The 19,038-nt window shown below is 70.5% G+C and carries 10 protein-coding genes; 8 read left to right on the plus strand and 2 right to left on the minus strand.

From position 1 onward, the window contains the following. Window positions 1-227: 227 nt before the first annotated feature. Window positions 228-1,379: an ROK family transcriptional regulator gene (locus tag ACQEXA_RS48230; RefSeq protein WP_432924158.1), complete on the minus strand. Its 1,152-nt coding sequence runs from the start codon at window positions 1,377-1,379 to the stop codon at window positions 228-230. A gap of 349 nt (window positions 1,380-1,728) precedes the next feature. Here ACQEXA_RS48230 and ACQEXA_RS48235 point away from each other — a divergent pair, with 349 nt between their 5' ends. The 8 genes from ACQEXA_RS48235 (at window position 1,729) to ACQEXA_RS48270 (ending at window position 14,961) form a co-directional block, all read left to right on the plus strand. Continuing rightward, window positions 1,729-3,795: a fibronectin type III domain-containing protein gene (locus ACQEXA_RS48235; protein ID WP_432924156.1), complete on the plus strand. Its 2,067-nt coding sequence runs from the start codon at window positions 1,729-1,731 to the stop codon at window positions 3,793-3,795. A 56-nt stretch (window positions 3,796-3,851) separates the two neighbouring features. Continuing rightward, on the plus strand, window positions 3,852-4,877 hold the full coding sequence (locus ACQEXA_RS48240) for a carbohydrate ABC transporter permease (protein ID WP_433133028.1): 1,026 nt from the start codon (window positions 3,852-3,854) through the stop codon (window positions 4,875-4,877). Between the two features lie 11 nt (window positions 4,878-4,888). Beyond that, window positions 4,889-5,827: a carbohydrate ABC transporter permease gene (locus tag ACQEXA_RS48245; protein WP_359400253.1), complete on the plus strand. Its 939-nt coding sequence runs from the start codon at window positions 4,889-4,891 to the stop codon at window positions 5,825-5,827. Between the two features lie 35 nt (window positions 5,828-5,862). Further along, complete coding sequence (locus ACQEXA_RS48250) at window positions 5,863-8,280, plus strand: glycoside hydrolase family 95 protein (protein ID WP_432924151.1); 2,418 nt, start codon at window positions 5,863-5,865, stop codon at window positions 8,278-8,280. After that, window positions 8,274-9,311, plus strand: a complete 1,038-nt coding sequence (locus ACQEXA_RS48255) for an acetylxylan esterase (protein ID WP_432924149.1) — start codon at window positions 8,274-8,276, stop codon at window positions 9,309-9,311. The genes ACQEXA_RS48250 and ACQEXA_RS48255 overlap by 7 nt, the downstream gene beginning before the upstream one ends. Then, the gene (locus tag ACQEXA_RS48260; RefSeq protein WP_432924147.1) at window positions 9,308-10,669 is read left to right on the plus strand and encodes an ABC transporter substrate-binding protein; all 1,362 of its coding nucleotides are present in this window, start codon (window positions 9,308-9,310) and stop codon (window positions 10,667-10,669) included. The genes ACQEXA_RS48255 and ACQEXA_RS48260 overlap by 4 nt, the downstream gene beginning before the upstream one ends. 88 nt (window positions 10,670-10,757) lie before the next feature. Next, window positions 10,758-12,953 (plus strand): alpha-galactosidase, encoded by a 2,196-nt coding sequence (locus ACQEXA_RS48265; RefSeq protein WP_432924145.1) that lies wholly within the window; start codon window positions 10,758-10,760, stop codon window positions 12,951-12,953. 211 nt (window positions 12,954-13,164) lie between these two features. After that, the gene (locus ACQEXA_RS48270; protein ID WP_433133030.1) at window positions 13,165-14,961 is read left to right on the plus strand and encodes an FUSC family protein; all 1,797 of its coding nucleotides are present in this window, start codon (window positions 13,165-13,167) and stop codon (window positions 14,959-14,961) included. 122 nt (window positions 14,962-15,083) lie between these two features. On the opposite strand, the gene ACQEXA_RS48275 is transcribed toward ACQEXA_RS48270, so the two are convergent. Next, the gene (locus ACQEXA_RS48275; RefSeq protein ID WP_432924141.1) at window positions 15,084-18,776 is read right to left on the minus strand and encodes a S8 family serine peptidase; all 3,693 of its coding nucleotides are present in this window, start codon (window positions 18,774-18,776) and stop codon (window positions 15,084-15,086) included. Window positions 18,777-19,038 lie beyond the last annotated feature (262 nt).

The following is a 19,038-nucleotide window of genomic DNA, read 5'->3' on the forward strand; positions in this document are numbered from 1 at the left end:
CAGGTGGATTGAGTGCGACGCCGGGCAAGAAGCCGTACCCACGCATGACGACGGTCCGTTCCCGAGTGGCCCGCGCCCGGGCGACCCTGATGGATCTGCTGCACGAGGCGGACGAATTCGCCGCACCGGCGCGACCTGAGCCGGCTCGCGCGCGGCGTCGGAGCCGGACGGAAACAGCCGGCACCGACACCCCCGGAGCGCCACTCCCGGAGCGACTGCCGGGTGGCCTACTTGGCCGGAGCGAACACCCGCTGGGCCGCGACCGCGGCGCCGCCTCTGGCCCACTCCTCGAACGGCAGCGGCCGGACCACGAGGTCGCAGTCCGCGGCGGCGCCGAACGCATGGGCGGCGAAGGTCTGCCGGATCTGGTCGGCGAACAGGTCGTAGGAGGCCACGCCCTCACCGGAGATGATGATCCGTTCCGGGCCGATGAGGTTGGCGATGGAGGCCAGCGCCAGGCCCATGGCATGTCCGGCGCGGGCGAAGACCGCCCCGACGGCCGGGTCGCCGGCGTGCGCGCGGCGTACCGCCTCGTCCATGGTCAGTGCGGGGTCGACGGCGGCCTGGCGGGCCTGTTCGATGATCGCGTGTGTCGAGGCGACCGCCTCGACACAGCCGGTGTTGCCGCAGGTGCAGATGCGGTCGCTGCCGCCCACCGGGAGGTGGCCGACCTCGCCCGCCACTCCGTGCGCCCCGGACACCACCTGGCCGCCGATCGAGAGCCCGGCGCCGATGCCGGCGCCGACGGTGACCAGGGCGAAGGACGACAGGCCGGCGCCCGCGCCGAACCACTGCTCGGCCACGGTCAGGGCCCGTACGTCGTTCTCGATGACCGTCGCGATCCCGGTGGCCGACTCCACCAGCTGGGCCAGTGGCACCCGGCGCCAGTTCAGGAAGGGGGAGTACTGCACGGTGCCGGTCTGTCCGTCCACGTCGCCCGAGATGGTCACGCCGATGCTGTGGATCGCGTCGGCCTCCTCCAAGCCCGCCGCGGCCCGCAGTTGATCCACCAGCCCGGCGATCGCCAGCACCACGGTGCCCACGTCACGCGAACTCAGGGCGGTGCGCCGGGAGGTGAGCGGCTGGGCCGTCAGATCGGCCAGTACGCCGATGAGTTCGTCCCCGGTGACCTTCACCCCGGCGAAGCGGGCACGTTCCGCCCGTACGGCGATCGGCGTCGCCGGACGGCCATTGGCCCGCTCCACGGGGCGGCCGGCCTCGGTGATCCAGCCGTCGGCGATCAGCGGAGTGGCCGCCTTGGTGACGGCTCCCGCCGACAACCCGGTACGCCGTCCGATCTCGGCGCGGCTGAGGGGGCCGTGCTGCAGCAGCGTCTGGAAGACCAGGACGGCGGCGGGCGGCTGGTCGGCAAGGGTCATGCTGTGACCATACATTTCTTGAGGAAACTAAGACAAGGCGCCGGTCATCCCATCTATATGCCCCCGTGGTAGGGAAAACGCCTCGCTGTACAGGCTTTCCGAAGAAGACATCGGATTTATTGGTGCCGACTATGTTGACGCTGGAAGGAAAGCCTGGCTACATTCGCCGCACTCCTCGCCGGAGCGGACTGGACGGTGTCGCGCCGGGGAGGAGCGAGGCCACTCGTCCCCGACGGTCTCAGCTCTCCCTCGGTGGTGCTCCGGGACGACCACCGCCGAGGGGTTCCCGGCACCCCCGATCCCTCAGGCGGGAAGTCCGCCTGCAGTCGCGCCCAGACGGAGTACATCCATGGCTCGTCAAGCTCGACCCGCACGTCTCACGCTCGCCTGTGCCACCGCACTCGCGGTGGCTTTCGCCGTGCCCGCCGCCGCGCGCGCCGCCGATCCCGAAGTGTCTTCCGGCCCCCAGGCCTCCGCCGCCGCGCCCGTCGTGGCCGCCAAGCCGTATATGGGCTACAGCACTTGGAGCCTCGAATCGACCAACTTCCCCGGTTACGGCGGGGAGAACTGGCTCACCGAAGCCCATGTGCTGCAGCAGGCCGACGTCCTGGCATCGAAGCTGAAGTCCCACGGCTACGACCACGTGAACGTGGACGCCGGCTGGAACGTCGACAACGGCAAGAACGTCGGCGACGGCTACGCCCGTCCCACCGCGGATCTCAAGAAGTTCCCCCACGGCATGAAGTACGTCGGGGACTACCTGCACATGAAGGGCCTGAAGTTCGGCCTCTACCTGGCGGTCGGCCTCTACCAGGACTACTACAACAACGGCAACACGCCGATCTACAACGCTCCCGGCTGCACCACCAAGGACATCGTCTACCCGGACCTGCGCAAGACCAGCGGCTGGGACAACGTCTCCTACCAGCTGAACTTCGCCAGCCCCTGCACCACCAAGTACATCCAGTCGGAAGCCGACGAACTGGCCAGCTGGGGCGTGGACTTCCTCAAGATCGACGGAGTCGGACCCGGCTCCAACCAGGGCGACGAGGCGCACAACAACGTCCCCGACATCAAGGCGTGGCACACCGCGCTGCAGAACACCGGCCGTCCCATCGAGTTCATCCTGTCCTGGTCGCTCAGCCACAACCAGGCGGACGTCTGGAAGGCGAACTCCAACGGGTGGCGGGTCGACACGGACGTCGAGTGCTACTGCGACACGCTGGTGACCTGGAACAACTCGGTGAAGCAGCGCTGGAACGACGTCGTGCAGTGGATACCCGACGCCGGTCCCGGGCACTGGAACAACCTCGACTCCCTCGACGTCGGCGCCGGTCCCCTCGACGGCATCAACGAGACCGAGCGGCAGAGCTACATGACGCTCTGGGCCATCGAGTCCGCCCCGCTGTACATCGGTGACGACCTCACCAAGCTCGACTCCTACGGCCTCAAGCTGCTCACCAACGACGAGGTCATCGCGGTCGACCAGGCGGGCAACCCGGCCAAGCCGGTCAGCCAGGACACCCCGCAGCAGGTCTGGTACGCCCGTAACGCGGACGGCAGTTACACCGTGGCGCTGTTCAACCTCGGCGGCGGCTACTCGGACGTGACCGCCGACTGGAGCGACCTGGGCATCAGTGGCAAGGCCGCGGTCCGCGATCTGTGGAGCCACAAGAACCTGGGTTCGGTCGGCGGTTCCTTCACCGACAACCTGCCCCCGCACGGCTCGCGTCTTCTGCGGATCACGCCGCCCAGCACCGGCAAGAACCCCGCGGTCCCGCTCGCCGTACACGGCACCGCCTCCACCGCGACCAGCGTCTCGCTCGCCTGGGACGCGGTGAACTCGGGCACCGCCACCACCGGTTACGACGTCTACGCCAACGGTTCGAAGGCCGTCACCGTCACCGGCACCTCCGCCACCCTCAGTGGCCTCAGCGCCGGCACCGGCTACTCCTTCACCGTGGTCGCCCACGATGCCAAGGGGCACGAGTCCTCGCCCAGCAAGGCCGTGGCGATCACCACGCCCGCGGCAGGCGGACCGGTCTCGTACGAGGCCGAGGCGCCCGGCAACACCCTCAGTGGCAACGCCTCCCTCTCGGACTGCTCCGAGTGCTCCGGCGGCAAGAAGGTCGGCAATCTCGGCTACACCGGATCGGTGGCCATCGGCAACGTGACCGCGCCCAAGGACGGCACGTACCTGATGAAGCTCGACTACACCGACGGCTCCTCCGGCCGCACCGTCGTCGTCACCGCCAACGGCAAGTCCTTCCAACTGCCGCTGCCCGGCAGCAACGACAACAACTGGGGCCGCCCGCAGTCGATCACCGTGCCCGTGCAGTTGAAGGCGGGCGCCAACACGATCACCTTCGGCAACCCCTCGGCCTACGTGTCCGACGTGGACCGGATCACCCTCTGATCAGCCGTCCGGCTCCGCCCCGTCCTCCATCCGTCTGACACCGAGGAGAGTGTGCCGTGGTGGTCACATCACAGGGCAACCCCACGACGTCGGCCACACCGTCGTCCGCCGCGGTGACCACCACGGCCGCCGCCTCCACGAAGCTCCGCAAGATCCGAATGACCCGTCAGGTCCGCAAGCCGCATTCCCCCACCACGACCCGGTCGGCGGCGGCCCGACGCCGGGACCTGCCGGTCGCACTGCTGCTCATCCTCCCCGCCGTCGCCGGATTCGCGGTCTTCTTCGCCTATCCGACCCTGCGTGGCATCTACCTCAGCTTCACCGACTTCCACGTCCTCAGCCCGCCGCAGTGGGTGGGACTGGCCAACTTCCGCGAGATGTTCGGTGACGACGTCTTCTGGCACTCGCTGTTGGTCACCGTCTACTTCGTCGTGCTGTCCGTCGGCTTCGGCACCCTGGTCTCGCTGGCGACGGCGGTGGTGCTGCATCGGGTGACCCGATCGTCAGCGCTGCGCGGCGTGATCCTGCTGCCGTTCCTGATCTCCAACGTCATCGCTGCCCTCGTGTGGCAGTGGATGCTCGACCCGACCCTCGGCATCATCAGCATTGTCATCAAGCATCTGACCGGCCATTCCATCCTCTTCTTCGGCAGCGGGGGATGGGCGATCCCCTCGCTCGCCGCGATCAGCGTCTGGAAGTGGATGGGCTACTACGCCCTGCTGATCTTCGCCGGCCTGCAGACGATCCCGCCGACCATCTACGAGGCCGGCCGGGTCGACGGAGCGAGCGAAGTGCAGATGTTCCGTCGGCTGACGGTCCCTCTGCTGCGGCCGATCCTGGTCATGGTGGTCGTCCTGACCGTGATCAACTCCTTCCAGGTGTTCGACATCGTCCAGGTCACCACCAAGGGCGGCCCGGCCAATGCCTCGAACGTGCTGCAGATGTACATCTACGACAAGGCCTTCCGGCAGTTCGACTTCGGTTACGCCGCCACCATGTCGCTGGCCCTGTTCGCGCTTCTCATCGCGGTCACCTTCACCCAGCTGCGGCTCGCCCGCGCCAACGAATCCGACCTGAACTGAAGGAGGCCGACATGGCTGTCAGCATCACTCCCGGCCAGGCGGCCGTCCTGCGCCGCCGGCCCCGGCAGGACACCCGCAGGCTCTCACCCGGCAGGATCGCTGCCTGGATCTACCTGGCCGTCGTCGTGGTGGTCACCCTCTTCCCGTTCTACTGGATTCTGCGCACCGCGCTGTCGAACAACTACCAGTTGGCGACCGACCCGTCCTCACCACTGCCCGTGGGCTTCACCTGGGGGGCCTTCGAACGGGCCCTGGGCATCGCCTCCACCGCGCAGGCCCAGGCTCAGGGCGGCTCCGGCGCCTCCCTCGACATCGCGCTCTATCTGCGCAACTCGTTGATCTACGCGTCCGTTCAGACGGCGCTGATCGTGCTGCTCTCCGCGGCAGCCGCCTATGCCTTCTCCCGCTTGCACTGGCGTGGCCGCAACCTGGTGTTCAACATTCTGATCAGCGCCCTGATGGTGCCCGGCGTGTTCACGCTGCTGCCCAACTTCGTCTTCGTGAAGGATCTCGGGCTGACCAACACCTTCGCCGGACTGATCCTGCCCGGCGGCCTCTTCCAGGCGTTCACGCTCTTCTTCCTGCGGCAGTTCATGCTGGGCCTGAGCAGCGAAGTCGAAGAGGCCGCGATCATCGACGGCGCCGGACCGCTGCGGATCTTCTTCCGGATCATCCTGCCGATGTCGTCCGCGCCCATAGCGACCGTGTCCCTGCTGATGTTCGTCAACGCCTGGAACGACTACTTCTGGCCGCTGCTCATCACCAACGGCCCGGACGTGCAGCCACTCACCCTCGCGCTCGGTGTCTTCAAGCAGTCCTCGCCACAGGCGGCGCCGGACTGGGCGGGCCTGATGGCCGCCGCCCTCATCGCGGCCCTGCCGATGCTGCTGCTCTTCGTCGCCTTCGGCAAGCGCATCGTCAACTCCATCGGTTTCTCCGGCCTCAAGTAACCCACGGCAGCACACCTCGATAGGACGGCACAGCCATGCACCCCACCGACCTGGTGCTGAAGTGGCCCGCGCCCGCGGGCCGGTGGACCGAGGCCGCCCCCGTCGGCAACGGCCGGCTCGGCGCGATGGTCTTCGGCGGCGCCCACCGGGCCCGGATCCAGCTCAACGACTCCACCGTGTGGTCCGGCACCCCCGGCGGCCCGGCCGCCGCCCTCGCCGCGGTGCGCGCGGCCGGTGCCGGCCCCCAGCGGCTCGAAGAGGTCCGCGCCGCGATCCGCTCCGGGGACCAGGATCGGGCCGAGGCGCTGCTGATGACCTTCGAAGGGCCGTACAGCCAGGAGTACCTGCCCTACGCCGACCTCTGGCTGACGGTGGAGGGCGGCGAAGAGGCCGACTACCACGGCCGGACCCTCGACCTCGACTCCGCGGTCGCCGAGGACGGATTCGGCCTGGACGGCACGACCGTCCGCCGCCGGGTCTGGGCCGATGCCGTCGCCGGGGCCCTGTGCACGGCGGTGGACGCGGACGGCGGCACCGTGGACCTGCGGGTGGAACTGTCCACGCCGCTGCGTGAGGTCCACCGTTCGTCCACCGTCCGCAGCCTGACCCTGGGCGTGGAGATACCGGTCGACGGAGCGCCCGCGCACGAACCCGGTGTCGCCGAACCACTGCGGTACGCGGACGGACCCGTCGACGGCTACGACCCCTTCGGTGCCCTCGCACTTGCTCTGACCACTGACGGCGAGGTGACCGCGGCAGACGGCAGCCTCCTCGTCCTCGGCGCCTCCCACCTCCTGATCACCCTCGCCAGCTCCACCAACGCCGCCCTCCACTGGAAGGGTCAGGCCACCGTGGACCGCGCCACCCACCTGGCGACCGCGACCGTGGCGGCCGAGCGGGCCGCCGCCCAGGGCGCCGGCAGCCTGCTGAAGGCACACGAGGACGAAGTGCGCGCCCTGCTCGGCGGCACCGCCCTGCGTATCGGCTCGCGTCGCGCCGGCACCTACGACGTGGCGCGCGACATCCTCAGCGGGGACGACGAACTCCTCACCGCCACCGTTCTGTTCCAGCTCGGCCGCTATCTGCTGGCCTGCGCCTCCCGCCCGCACGTCGGGCCTCCGGCCAACCTCCAGGGCATCTGGAACGCCGACCTGCGGCCGGCCTGGTCCTCCAACTACACCATCAACATCAACACCCAGATGAACTACTGGGGTGCGGAAGCGGCCGGTCTCGCCTCCTGCCACGAGCCGCTGTTCGATCTGCTCGACCGACTCGCCGCGGGTGGCACCGAGGTCGCGCGAGAGGTCTACGGCACCCGTGGCTGGGTGGCACACCACAACACCGACATGTGGGGCTGGGCGCTGCCGGTCGGCATGGGTCATGGCAACCCCTCGTGGGCGATCTGGATGATGGGCAGCACCTGGCTGTCCCAGCACCTGTGGGACCACTACGAGTTCACGCGCGACCTCGGCTTCCTGCGGAACCGGGCCTGGCCGCTGCTCAGTGGCTGCGCCGAGTTCCTGCTGGACTGGCTCGTCGACGAGGGCACCGGTTTTCTGGACACGATCCCGTCCACCTCACCGGAGAACCTCTTCCTCGACACCGACGGCAGCCCCAGGTCCCTGACGCGCTCCTCGGCCATGGACATCGCGCTGATCCAGGCCACCTTCGACCGCACCCTGCAGGCAGCCGAGCTCCTGACCCTGGACAGCCCGCTGACAGCCGAGATCCGCGCCGCCCTGCCCCGCTTGCGGCCGCCGCGGATCTCGGCCGGCGGCTGGCTGCAGGAGTGGGCCGACGACCTGCCCGAGGCCGACCCCCACCACCGTCACCTCTCCCAACTGATCGCTCTGCACCCCCTCGGTCTCATCGATCCGGAGAGGACGCCCGAACTGGCCCGGGCCGCGCTGAAGCTGCTGGACCGGCGGGGCCCCGGCGCCATGGGCTGGTCCTGGGGGTGGAAGATCGCTCTACGGGCTTGGCTGCGCGATGCCGCGACGGCCCGATCCCTCCTGCTGGAGGCGAGTCGCCCGCTCGACGGCGATCCCGGCACCGATGCCCCGGTCGACGGGTCCCGCTGGGGCGGGCTGCTGCCCAACCTCTTCTCCACCCACCCGCCCTTCCAGATCGACGGCAACTTCGGCTTCATGGCCGCCCTCACCGAGATGGTGGTGCAGAGCCACACCGGCACCGTCCATCTGCTGCCCGCCCTGCCCGCGCAGTGGCCGGACGGCCAGGCGACGGACCTGCGCTGCCGCGGCGGTCTCGCCGTCGACTTCACCTGGAGCGACGGCGCCCCGAACTCGGCCACCGTGCGCCGGATCGCCGGCGACGGCGCCGAGCCGGTCCGGATCCGCCACGGAGAGCGCGTCGTCGAGGTCCGTATCCCGGTCGGCACCCAGGTCACGCTCGGCGCGGACCTGCGCCAGCGGGGGGAGCCGGTGCCGTGCTGACGGAGCAGGATGTGCCCGAGCTGTTCTCCTACCGCAGCACCTACCGCGAGCCGGCGGACTTCGACGTCTTCTGGAAAGCCACCCTCGCCGAGGCCCGCGCCGATCAGGCAGCCGTGCTGGAGCTGACGTCCGTGGCGACCGGTCTGGAGACCGTGGACGTCTACGACGCGGTCTTTCCCGGCTTCGCCGGCCATCCGGTCCGCGGCTGGCTGCGCATGCCCCGGCAGCGGACCGAGCCACTCCCCGCCGTCGTGCAGTTCCACGGCTACGGCAGCGGACGCGGCGCACCCATCGACGATCTGCTGTGGGCCTCCGCCGGGTACGCCCACCTGCTGGTCGACACGCGCGGACAGGGAGGCGCATGGGCGGGCGGCGGTGCCACCCCCGACCCGGTCGGCAGCGGCCCCGCGTATCCCGGCTTCCTCACCCGCGGTATCGAGGACAAGGACACCTACGTCTATCGGCGGGTGTTCACCGATGCCGTCCGCGCCGTCGAGGCCCTGCGCAGCCGCTCCGACCTCGTCGACGCGGCCAGGGTCGCCGTCGTCGGCCCGAGCCAGGGCGGCGGCATCGCGCTCGCGGTCGCCGGACTCGTACCCGACCTGTCGGCCGCCCACTTCCAGGCGCCCTTCCTCTGCGACATCCGGCAGGCCACCCGGCTCACCGACGCGGATCCGTACGCCGAGCTCATCGGCTATCTGGGGGCCCGCCGCGACCGGGTCGAGCAGACGTTCCGCACGCTGAGCTACTTCGACGGACTGGGCTTCGCCCGCAGGGCCACCGCTCCGGCCTGGTTCTCCGCGGGGCTGCGCGACGAGGTGTGCCCGCCGGTCACCGCGATCGCCGCCTACCAGGCCTACTCCGGGCCCAAGCAGCTGCGTCTGTGGGAGTTCAACGGCCATGACGCCGGCGGCCCCGAAGACCTGGTCATGGCCCTGAGCGCGTTCGGCGCGCTCCTCAAATCGTCGTCCCGTCCGCAAGCGTCGCCGTCCCACGCACCCCCCGTGCCACCCCGAAAGAAGGAACGATGAAAAGAATCACGGGCATACGAAAGGCCGTCGCCCTGGGCGCCACGCTCACTCTGGCGGCAGTGGTCTCCGGCTGCTCCTCCGGCTCCTCCAGCGCCGGCGGCTCCAAGACCGTCAACTGGTGGACCTGGGACGACAAGCAGGCCGCGGCCTACCAGGTGTGCGCCACGGACTTCGAGAAGGTCAATCCCGGCGTCACGGTGAAGATCTCCCAGTACAACGTGAACGACTACTTCACCAAGCTGACCGCCGGGTTCGTGGCCGGCAACGCACCCGACGCGTTCCAGAACAGCGTCCAGTTCTTCCAGGCCTACGCCTCCCAGCACCAGTTGATGCCGCTCGACAGCTTCATCTCCAAGGACAAGTTCGACCTGTCCCGTTTCTCGGTGGGCGTGGACGCCTGGAAGTTCACCGACAGCAAGCAGTACGCGCTCCCGCTGGACTGGGCGGCGACCGGCATCTACTACAACGCGGACGCGCTGACCAAGGCCGGGTACACCAAGCAGGACGTCGACTCGCTGAACTGGAACCCCGACAACGGCGGCACGCTCGGCAAGATGATCGCCCACATGACCATCGACTCCAAGGGCCGGCGCGGCGACCAGCCCGGCTTCGACAAGTCCCACATCAAGACCTACGGCTACGGACAGGTCGCGGCCAAGGACTTCATCGGCCAGACCACATGGAGCCCTCTGGTCGACACCACGGGCTGGCGCCTGGGCGACAAGCCCACCTGGCCGACGGTGTTCGACTACAGCGACCCGCGGTTCGTGAAGACCATGGACTGGATCCGCTCCCTGACGCAGAAGGGCTACGCGCCCAAGATCGGCGACTTCGCCAACAGCGTCAGCGACGTCGACCTCCTGGCGTCCGGTAAGGTCGCCATGGAAAGTGCCGGCTCGTGGGAGGCCGCGACCTTCGTGAAGCTCCCGGGCATCAAGGTCGGCATCGCGCCCACCCCGTACGGCCCCGACGGCAAGACCCGGGCCGTTCTGAGCAACTCCAACGGCAACAACATCTGGGCCGGGACGAAGAACCCGGACCTGGCCTGGAAGTGGATCTCCTTCATGGGCTCCGAGTCCTGCCAGTCGAAGGCGTCGCAGACCGGCACCTTCTTCCCCTCGATCCCGGCCGCCATGGACGCGTCGGCCAAGGCCCTGGCCGCCCACGGCGTGGATCTGTCCGTGTTCACGGACATGATGAAGAACAATGTCCTCTACCCGTCCCCGGTCTACGGCAACGGCGCCGCCATCCAGGACGCGTTGGAGCCGCTGTTCGAGGCCTACTTCGCCGGCCAGAAGAACGACTCCGTCTTCAACGACATGCAGGACAAGAGCAAGACGCTGCTCGCGCAGCACTGAACGTCCGACAGCAACTGGTGACCGGACGCCGGACGCGGCCCACGACCAGGGCGCGTCCGGCGGACCGGACAAAGGGAAAGGGCTCTGTATGTCCGACACCATCCCGGGGATCCTCGCCCTGCGCACGGCCGGCACCTCACTCGTCGTGGAGCTCACCGAGCCGGTGCCAAGAGTCCTGCACTGGGGGGCCGACCTGGGCGAGCTGTCCGAGGAGGGACTGGCTGCCCTCGCGCTGACCGACGAGCCCGCCGTGCTCAACAACTCCATCGACATCCCGCGACGCTTCACCGTCTGGCCCACGGAGGCGGACGGCTGGTCCGGCACCCCGGCCCACGAGGGCCACCTGGCCGGCACCTCGGCCGCGCCCCGGCTGAGCCTTGCCGAAACCTCCTACCGACCCGAGGCCGAGGGCGGCGAGCTGTCCCTGCGGCTCACCGACCCCGGAGCCGGACTCGACGCCACCGTCACCTACCGGCTGGAGCCCTCCGGAGTGCTGGGCGTACAGACCCGGATCACCCGGCAGCAGGACGCCGACCCGGCGCCCTACGACCTCGCGCAGGTCACCACCCTGCTTCCGCTGCCCCGCCGGGCCGGGGAGATCCTGGACTTCACCGGCAAGTGGAGCCGGGAGCGCTCTCCCCAGCGCCGCCCGCTGGCCTACGGCACCTACGCCCGGCAGGTGCGGCGGGGCAAGCCCGGCCTTGACTCGCCGTACCTCGTGGCGGTGGGCGTGCCCGGGTTCGGTTTCCGCGAGGGCGAGGTGTGGGGTGTGCACATCGCCTGGAGCGGCGACCAGCGGTATCTGGTCGAGCAATTGCCGGAGGGCGCCGGCGCCCACGCCGCGGTGCTCGGCGCGGGAGAGCTGCTGCGGGCCGGGGAGATCCGGCTCGCCCCGGGGGAGTCCTACACCACGCCGGTATGCCACTTCGCCTGGTCCGGCCAGGGGCTCGACGGACTCGCCGACCGCTTCCACGCCCTGCTGCGGGCCCGGCCCGCCCACCCGCGCACCCCCCGCCCGGTGATCCTCAACAGCTGGGAGGCGGTCTACTTCGACCACGACCTGGACCGTCTGCTGCGGCTGGCCGACAAGGCCGCCGAGGTCGGTGTCGAGCGCTTCGTGCTGGACGACGGCTGGTTCCGCGGGCGCCGCTCGGACCACTCCGGGCTGGGCGACTGGACCGTGGACCCCGTGGTGTGGCCCGAGGGACTGACGCCGTTGGTGGACCATGTGCGTTCGCTCGGCATGGAGTTCGGGCTGTGGGTCGAGCCGGAGATGGTCAACCTCAATTCGGACCTGGCCCGGGAACACCCCGAATGGGTGCTCGGCCCGGCCCGCGGAGTCGGCCCGTCCTCCCGTCATCAGCACGTCCTGGACCTCTCCAACCCCGCCGTGTGGGACTACCTGCTGGGTGCGCTGGACGCACTGGTGGAGAAGTACGGCATCGCCTACCTGAAGTGGGACCACAACCGGGAGCTGCACGAGGCCGTGCACGGTGATGCCGACCGCCCGGTCGCGCACGCCCAGGTGCTCGGGCTCTACCGGCTGCTCGACGCCCTCAAGGAGCGCCACCCCGGGCTGGAGATCGAGAGCTGCGCCAGCGGCGGCGGCCGGATCGACCTGGGCATCCTCGCCCGTACCGACCGGGTGTGGGCCTCGGACTGCAACGACCCGGTGGAGCGCCAGGCCATTCAACGCTGGACCACCCAGCTTCTGCCGCCCGAGCTGATCGGCGCCCACGTCGGCGCGGCCACCAGCCACACCACCGCCCGGATCAGCTACGACAGCTTTCGGCTGGCCACAGCCCTGTTCGGGCACACGGGCATCGAGCAGGACATCACCCGGTGCACCCCCGAGGAACTCGCCCGGCTCACCGCCTGGACCGCGCTCTACCGGGAACTGCGGCCCCTGCTGCACGGAGGCCGTACGGTCCGCGCCGACCTCGCCGGCGACGCGACACTGCTGCACGGGGTGGTGGCGCACGACCAGTCCGCCGCGCTGTACTGCTGGGCGCGGGTGGCCACGTCCCCCGAAGGGCAGTCCGGCCGCGTACGCCTGCCCGGACTGGCCGCCGATGCGACCTACCAGGTCAGGGTCCGTACGGAACTGGGCCTGCCGTCCCTGCACCAGACCTCGGGCCCGGCCTGGCTGCCCCAGGCACTCGAGGGCGGGCTGACCCTGCCCGGCGCGGTGCTCGCGGTCGCAGGACTGCCCATGCCGAATCTCAACCCCGACCAGGCGATGCTGCTGGAGGTCAGGCGGATCGGCGAGCCCGCCCAGGGCTGACGCCCACGGGCAGGGGACGGAGGCGAGTACAGGAGCGGGGCAGGACCTCTGCCGAGAGGCCTGCCCCGCGTACATCGGGCACAGTGATGAGCGGGCGATGTCTGTGTCGCGGCGATACCTGACGTCGCGCGGACGCCCACACCGGCCACCGTTTCGACGACTGCGGCCGCGGCGAGCCGGGGGAACCGCGGACAGCGGCAACCGGGAAGTCATGAGCCAGAACCGAAGCGGTCCCCCCGCCGGTCAGCCCGGCGACGGCCCTGACAGACGGCAGGGACGGCGGCGATCGGTCGCCCGGGTGACGCGGGTGCTCTCTCCCCGCGGTGCGCTGGCCCTGAAAGAGGTGGACGGAGCCTTCCTCTTCGCGTTGCGCGCGGCCCTGGCCATGGCAATGGTGGCGCTGCCGATCGCGCTGGCCGGGCGGCCGGATCTCGCTGTCTACGCCATGCTGGGCTCGTTCACCACCACGTTCGGGCGCAATCTGCCCTACCCTCGCCGGGCTCGCGTTCTCGCGCTGGTCGGGGTGGCCATGACGGCATGCGTGGGCTGCGGTTCGGCGCTCGCCGCATGGCTCGATCCACGCGCGGGAGGAACCGGCGAGGTCGTGGTGGTGGCGGCTACGGCCCTGGTCGCCGGGCTGGCCAAGTTCGTCTGTGATGCGACGCGGTTGGGCGGCCTGGGCGCGGTTCTGCTGCTCTTCTCCTTCGCGGTGGCAGCCAACAGCTCGACCGCTCCGGCCGCCGTCCTCCCGCAGACCGGGCTGGCCGCGGCGGCATCGGCGGTGGCCTGGGCGCTGGCGGTGGCAGGCCGGTTCGTCCATCCGGACCGCCCTCAACGACTCGCGGTCGCCGCCGCCCTGCGCGCCCTCGCGGAGCTGCTGGAAGCAGCCGACCGCGGGCTCGCGACCGGCCGCACGCGCCATCGAGCGACGGCAGCCGTCCTGCGGGCATACGACTCCCTCGGTCTCACGCCGCCGACGCACACGCAGCAACCCGGCGGGACCGGGACCGTGGTGACCCTGACCGACGTGTCCTGGTCGCTGCTGATCAGCTCCGCGCGCCGGTCCGCCGACGACTCCAGCGCCACGGCGCAGGCCCTGCGCCGGCAGGCCCGTCTCCTCGCGGACCGGCGCCGCCGACTTCCCCCGGTGCTGCCCGAGCTGGTGCCCCTGGCTCCAAAGGCACCGGACGACGCGGTCGCCCGCGCGGCCGGGACAGCCGTGGCACAGTCCGGTCCCGCCGCACGGCGTGCCTCCGAACTGATGATGGAGCGGCCCCCCGGCGGCCCCGGCCGTGTCCCGGTCCGGATCGTTCCCGCGCTGCGGATGGTCCTCGGCACGGGGGTGGCAGGTGGGCTTGCCGCTCTGCTGGGGCTACGACACGGCTACTGGGCGGCGATCTCGGCGGCCGCCGTGCTGCACTCGGTCAACATCCGCACGACGGCACAGCGTGCGGCCCAGCGGACTCTGGGCACGGTCGTCGGACTGCTGCTCACCCTCGGTGTGCTGGCCGCACACCCCGGCCCCGTGGTCCTCGCCCTGGTGATCGTGCTCATGGAGTTCCTGCTGGAATACGTCGTGGTCCGCAACTACGGCCTCGGCGTCGTCTTCCTCACGCCGCTGGCCCTGCTGCTGAGCGACCTGGCCGCCCCGGTGTCCGCCGGCGAACTCGTCCGTGACCGGGGGCTGGCCAGCCTCCTGGGGATCGTCGTGGGCCTGGTCTGCGCACTGGTGGTGGTCCACGACCATGCCGCGGTGCGGGTGGAGCGTGCGCACGCCGCGTGCGAGGGCGCGGCCGAACGCGCGGAGCGGGCGCTCGCCGCCCCTTCCGGGCCACCGCACCCGAACGTCTCGATGGATCTGGCGGCGGCGGTGGTGGAGTTGCGCGAGGCCGACGACGCCGCGGCCGGTGAGTTGTGGTCCGCGGGAATCGATCCCCCCGAGCTCGCCGCGGCGGAGCAACGGGCCTATCTGCTGCTCGACCAGCTCCTGCACCGTCGGTGGAACTGATCCCGGACCACCGGATCGTCCCCGATCGTCGGCGACCGCCGGTCGTCATGGACCGCACAGCCTGACGCCGGCCGGAGCCGCAGCAGGCGGCCCCGACCGGCGGGTGAGCATGTCAGGCGACGTCAGCGCAGGCCGAAGGCCCGGGTGATCGTCTGCGAGACACTGTTGTCCGCACTGTCGCGCGCGGTGACCCGCAGGCTGACGAAGCCAGCGGACTTCGGCGCGCGCAGGGCCGTGGCCCAGCCGTCACCGTGGCCGGCCAGGTCGGCCCGCTGCCAGGTCGCCCCGTCGTCGTACGAGACCTCGAGGGAGGGCTTCCCGATGCCGGCAGTCGTGCCGGGCAGGTGGGAAGCGGTGACCGTCAGCTGGGTGTGCCGGTCCGCCCGGCCCGCCTTGTCGGTGTCCACGCCGTAGTCGAGCTGGATCAGCGGCAGTGACACGGTCGAATCGCTTCCGGTGACCGCGGAGGTGAAGTTCCACTCGGTCAGCGTGTGCGTCGAGTACGGGTTGGCCCAGGCCCCCCGGTCGTTGTCGACCACCAGCCGGTAGGGCAGCTGTTCCGCGGCGAGCGCGGGAACCTGCAGCCACTCGGCGTTGCCCCAGTCGAGCAGCTGGTCGCCCTGGTAGAGCCCGGCCCAGTCCTTGACGTCGAAGTTGGCTCCGGCTTCGCCGACGTGGCCGGCGCCGGAGTCACCCCAGCCGGGCGCGGTGATGTACATGGTGTCGAGGTACCGCACCGGCTGATAGCCCATCGGGCCCATCCGGGGCCGCTGGATCGGCCCGAACCAGGAGACCTTGCCGGTCTTCCGCGCCGGGTAGCGCAGAACGTCCAAGGAGTGCTGCCCGGTCTCGCCCTGGATGAAGGCGTCGTCCAGCCAGCTGGCGTCGGAGGTGACCCAGTCGGTCCGCTCGCCCTGGGCGGGAACGGTCATCTGGTTGCCGACGGCCCAGCCGCGCCAGACGTCGGGGCGGAACTCCATCGCCTTACCCTGGCGGTAGTTGCGGAAGGAGACGTCCACCCTGCCCAGGTCCTTGGACTCCTCCCGCCAGGTCGGGTCCGCCGGGACCGCGCCGGACCAGTGGTGCACCACGTCGTAGACGTAGTCGGTGGTCGGGTGCGAGGCGACCTTCAGCTTGACCGCTCCGTGCTGCAGCGCGTCGATCAGGTCGGCGCCCTGGTCCGCGTTGAGGGTCGCCACGGTCAGCGGGGCCGGGCTCTCCGGGCTCCAGGGAGTCTCGTCCCAGGGCTGCAGCCGGCCGATGCCGTCGTTGACGACCACGAGCACCTGCGCGCCCGCGGTCGCGGCGGCCTCGGCCTGCTCCTTGATCGTGGCCGGGTCGCTGCCCCGGACCACCACGGCCTTGCCGCGCACGTCCTGCCACGCAAGCTCCTGGGCCGTGCCCTCGCCGGCGTAGACCGCCGTGAGCGTCCGGGTGCCGGCAGGCAGCGGCTTGGCCGCGCGCTTGACCAGCGGGTCGGCGTAGGTCGTACGCGAAGTGCCCAGCGTCAGCGCCGGCTGCTCCAGGCGGAAGCGGGCACCGAACTCGAACTCGCCGGTGGTGACCTTCTTGCCGGTCGGAAGCGCCCAGATGCTGTCGTAGGACGGGTCCGGCAGCATGGACGTCTCGACCAGGCTGTCGGTGAACGACCGGTGGACGTCCAGGCGCGGTGCGACAGCGGTGGTCTGCTGCGGCACACGGGCCAGGATCCGACGGGCCTTCCGGCCGTCTAGGGTGACGGTGCGGTCCTGGTCCAACTGCACGTCGTTGAAGGCGAGCAGTGCCATGCCCCGCGAGTGCGGCCCGTCGGCCCCCTGCACGTCGGCCGTGAGCCATCCGCTGTAGTTGCCGACGGGCAGCCGCAGCGTGCCGGTGCCGGACGCGTCGAGGTCCATCACCGTGAAGAGGTGCTCGGCGCTGAGGACGACCCTGCCCGCCAGCGGCTTGCCCGACCGGTCCTTCGCGACGACCGTCAGGTGCTGGCGCTGACCCTCGCGGGCGCCGCCGATCAGGGTCCGGGCCCGCACGGTTCCGCTGCCGTCCGTACCGGTGATCATGGCGCTGATCGGCTGGTCGGCCGTCAACCGGTCCAGTTGAGTGGTCAGGTCGACCGAAGTGGTGCCGTGCGCGGGAACGGTGATCCGGTCGTCGGAGAGGGAGAACAACCCCGCCGGGACAGTGCCGTCGACCGCCAGGTCGAGGCTGACCGGAGCGTCGCCGACGTTGGTGTACGTCACCTTCTGCACGTCGGTCTCTCCCGGCTTCGGCGGCCAGGTGTGGAATCCGGAGTAGGCGCTGGCGGTCGCGAAGACCGAGGCGTGCACCGCGGCCAGCGCGTCGAGCCGCCCGGCGCCCGCCTGGTACGGCGTGTACGACGGGGTCGCCTTCGCGCTGCTGACCAGTGCTTCCTTCAGCTGCGAGCCGGTCCAGTCGGGGTGCTCCGAGGCCAGCAGCGCGGCTGCGCCGGCGACGTGTGGCGTCGCCATCGACGTACCGCTCATCGTGGTGTAGTAGCCGGCACCCCGCTTGTAGTGCGAGCGGGCGGCGAGAATGTCGACGCCGGGCGCGGTGATCTCGGGCTTCAGTCCGGCGTCGCCGTCCCGCGGGCCCTGGCTGGAGAAGTCGGCGAGATGGTCCGCGGAGTCGACGGCGCCGACGGTCAGCGCGGCGTCCGCGGCGCCGGGGCTGCTGATGGCGTGCGGGCCGCCGTTGCCCGCCGCGATAACGAACAACGCGCCGGTCTCGCGGCTGAGTTGATCGACCGTCTGGCTCATCGGGTCGGTGGCGTCACCGCCGCCGCCCAGGCTCATGCTGATGATCTTGGCGTGCTGGTCCCGGGCGGCCCACTCCATGCCCGCGATGATCCAGGACTCCTGGCCTCGGCCCTCGGAGTCCAGCACCTTGCCGACGGCCAGCTTGGCGCCGGGGGCGACGCCCCGCTCCTTGCCGTCGGAGGCGCTGCCGGTGCCGGCGATGGTCGAGGCGACGTGGGTGCCGTGACCGTTGAAGTCGGCGACGTCCTCCTCGTAGGGGACGAAGCTGGCGCTGGTGTCGACCTGTCCGGTCAGGTCGGGGTGTTCGGTGTCCACACCGCTGTCGAGCACCGCGACCTTCACGCCCGTGCCGGTGTCGCCCTCCGCCCAGACCTGCTGCGCGCCGATCTGGGCGGTGGAGTCGGCCAGGTCGGCCTTCACCTTGCCGTCGAGCCAGACCTTGGCGATGCCGCCCGCGAACGCCGGGCTCGCCGAACGGGCCGCCGCACCGGAAGCGCCGGTGAGCGCGGACCAGAAGGCCGAGGCCTGCTTGCGGTTCTGTGCGACGGCCGCGCCCTGGATGCTGTCGAGGCGCCGGACGACGGTCGAGCCGGCCACCTTCGGCGTGGTCCGGGACTTGGCGGCGGCATCGGAGTAACGGACGATGAGCGGCAACCGGGCGGCGTGCGCGTCGTCGTACCCGTCCGCGATCAGCTGGGTCACGTTGAACAGCTGCTTGTCCAACTTCCCCGCGCTGACATAGGGAAGGACCTCGTCGGGGTAGACATACGTCGAGCCGTCGATGACGGCGCGGTGGAAACCGGCGGTGCGCCCGTCCGGGCTTTCGAAGGAGCGGACGGTGCTGCCGTCGGCGGCGGTGCCGATCGTGACCTTGTCACCGGTGATCAGGGTGACGCTGTGCTGCTGGACCGCGTCGACGGCCGGTACCGGACCGGCCGCATCCCCCGAAAGCGCGGCGGTGGCCGGTATGCCGCCCGCCGCCAGGGCGGCTACGACGGCTAGCGCGAGCGGCCCTGTTCTGAGTCTCGGAACGATAGGCAAGGAGCACCCCTCAAGGAAGCGAAGATCGGAAAACCAACTGGAGGATCGGGTCGCTTCCTGCGCGGGGCAATGGTCGGGGGATGGCACATCTGGCCATTACGCAACTGCGACACGGCCGGATCACTCGAGGAGCGGCTCCCCAACTGCCGCCCGTCACAGCACATTTCGTTCCGGCCGCACTGAGTGACACAGACCGTTGCTGACACCGCAACGGTGTTCGCCGTGACCGCCGTCCAGCCCGGCCCCTGTCACAGCCCGCGCC

The sequence above is a fragment of the Streptomyces sp. CA-106110 genome, from assembly GCF_050936285.1.
GTDB lineage: Bacteria > Actinomycetota > Actinomycetes > Streptomycetales > Streptomycetaceae > Streptomyces.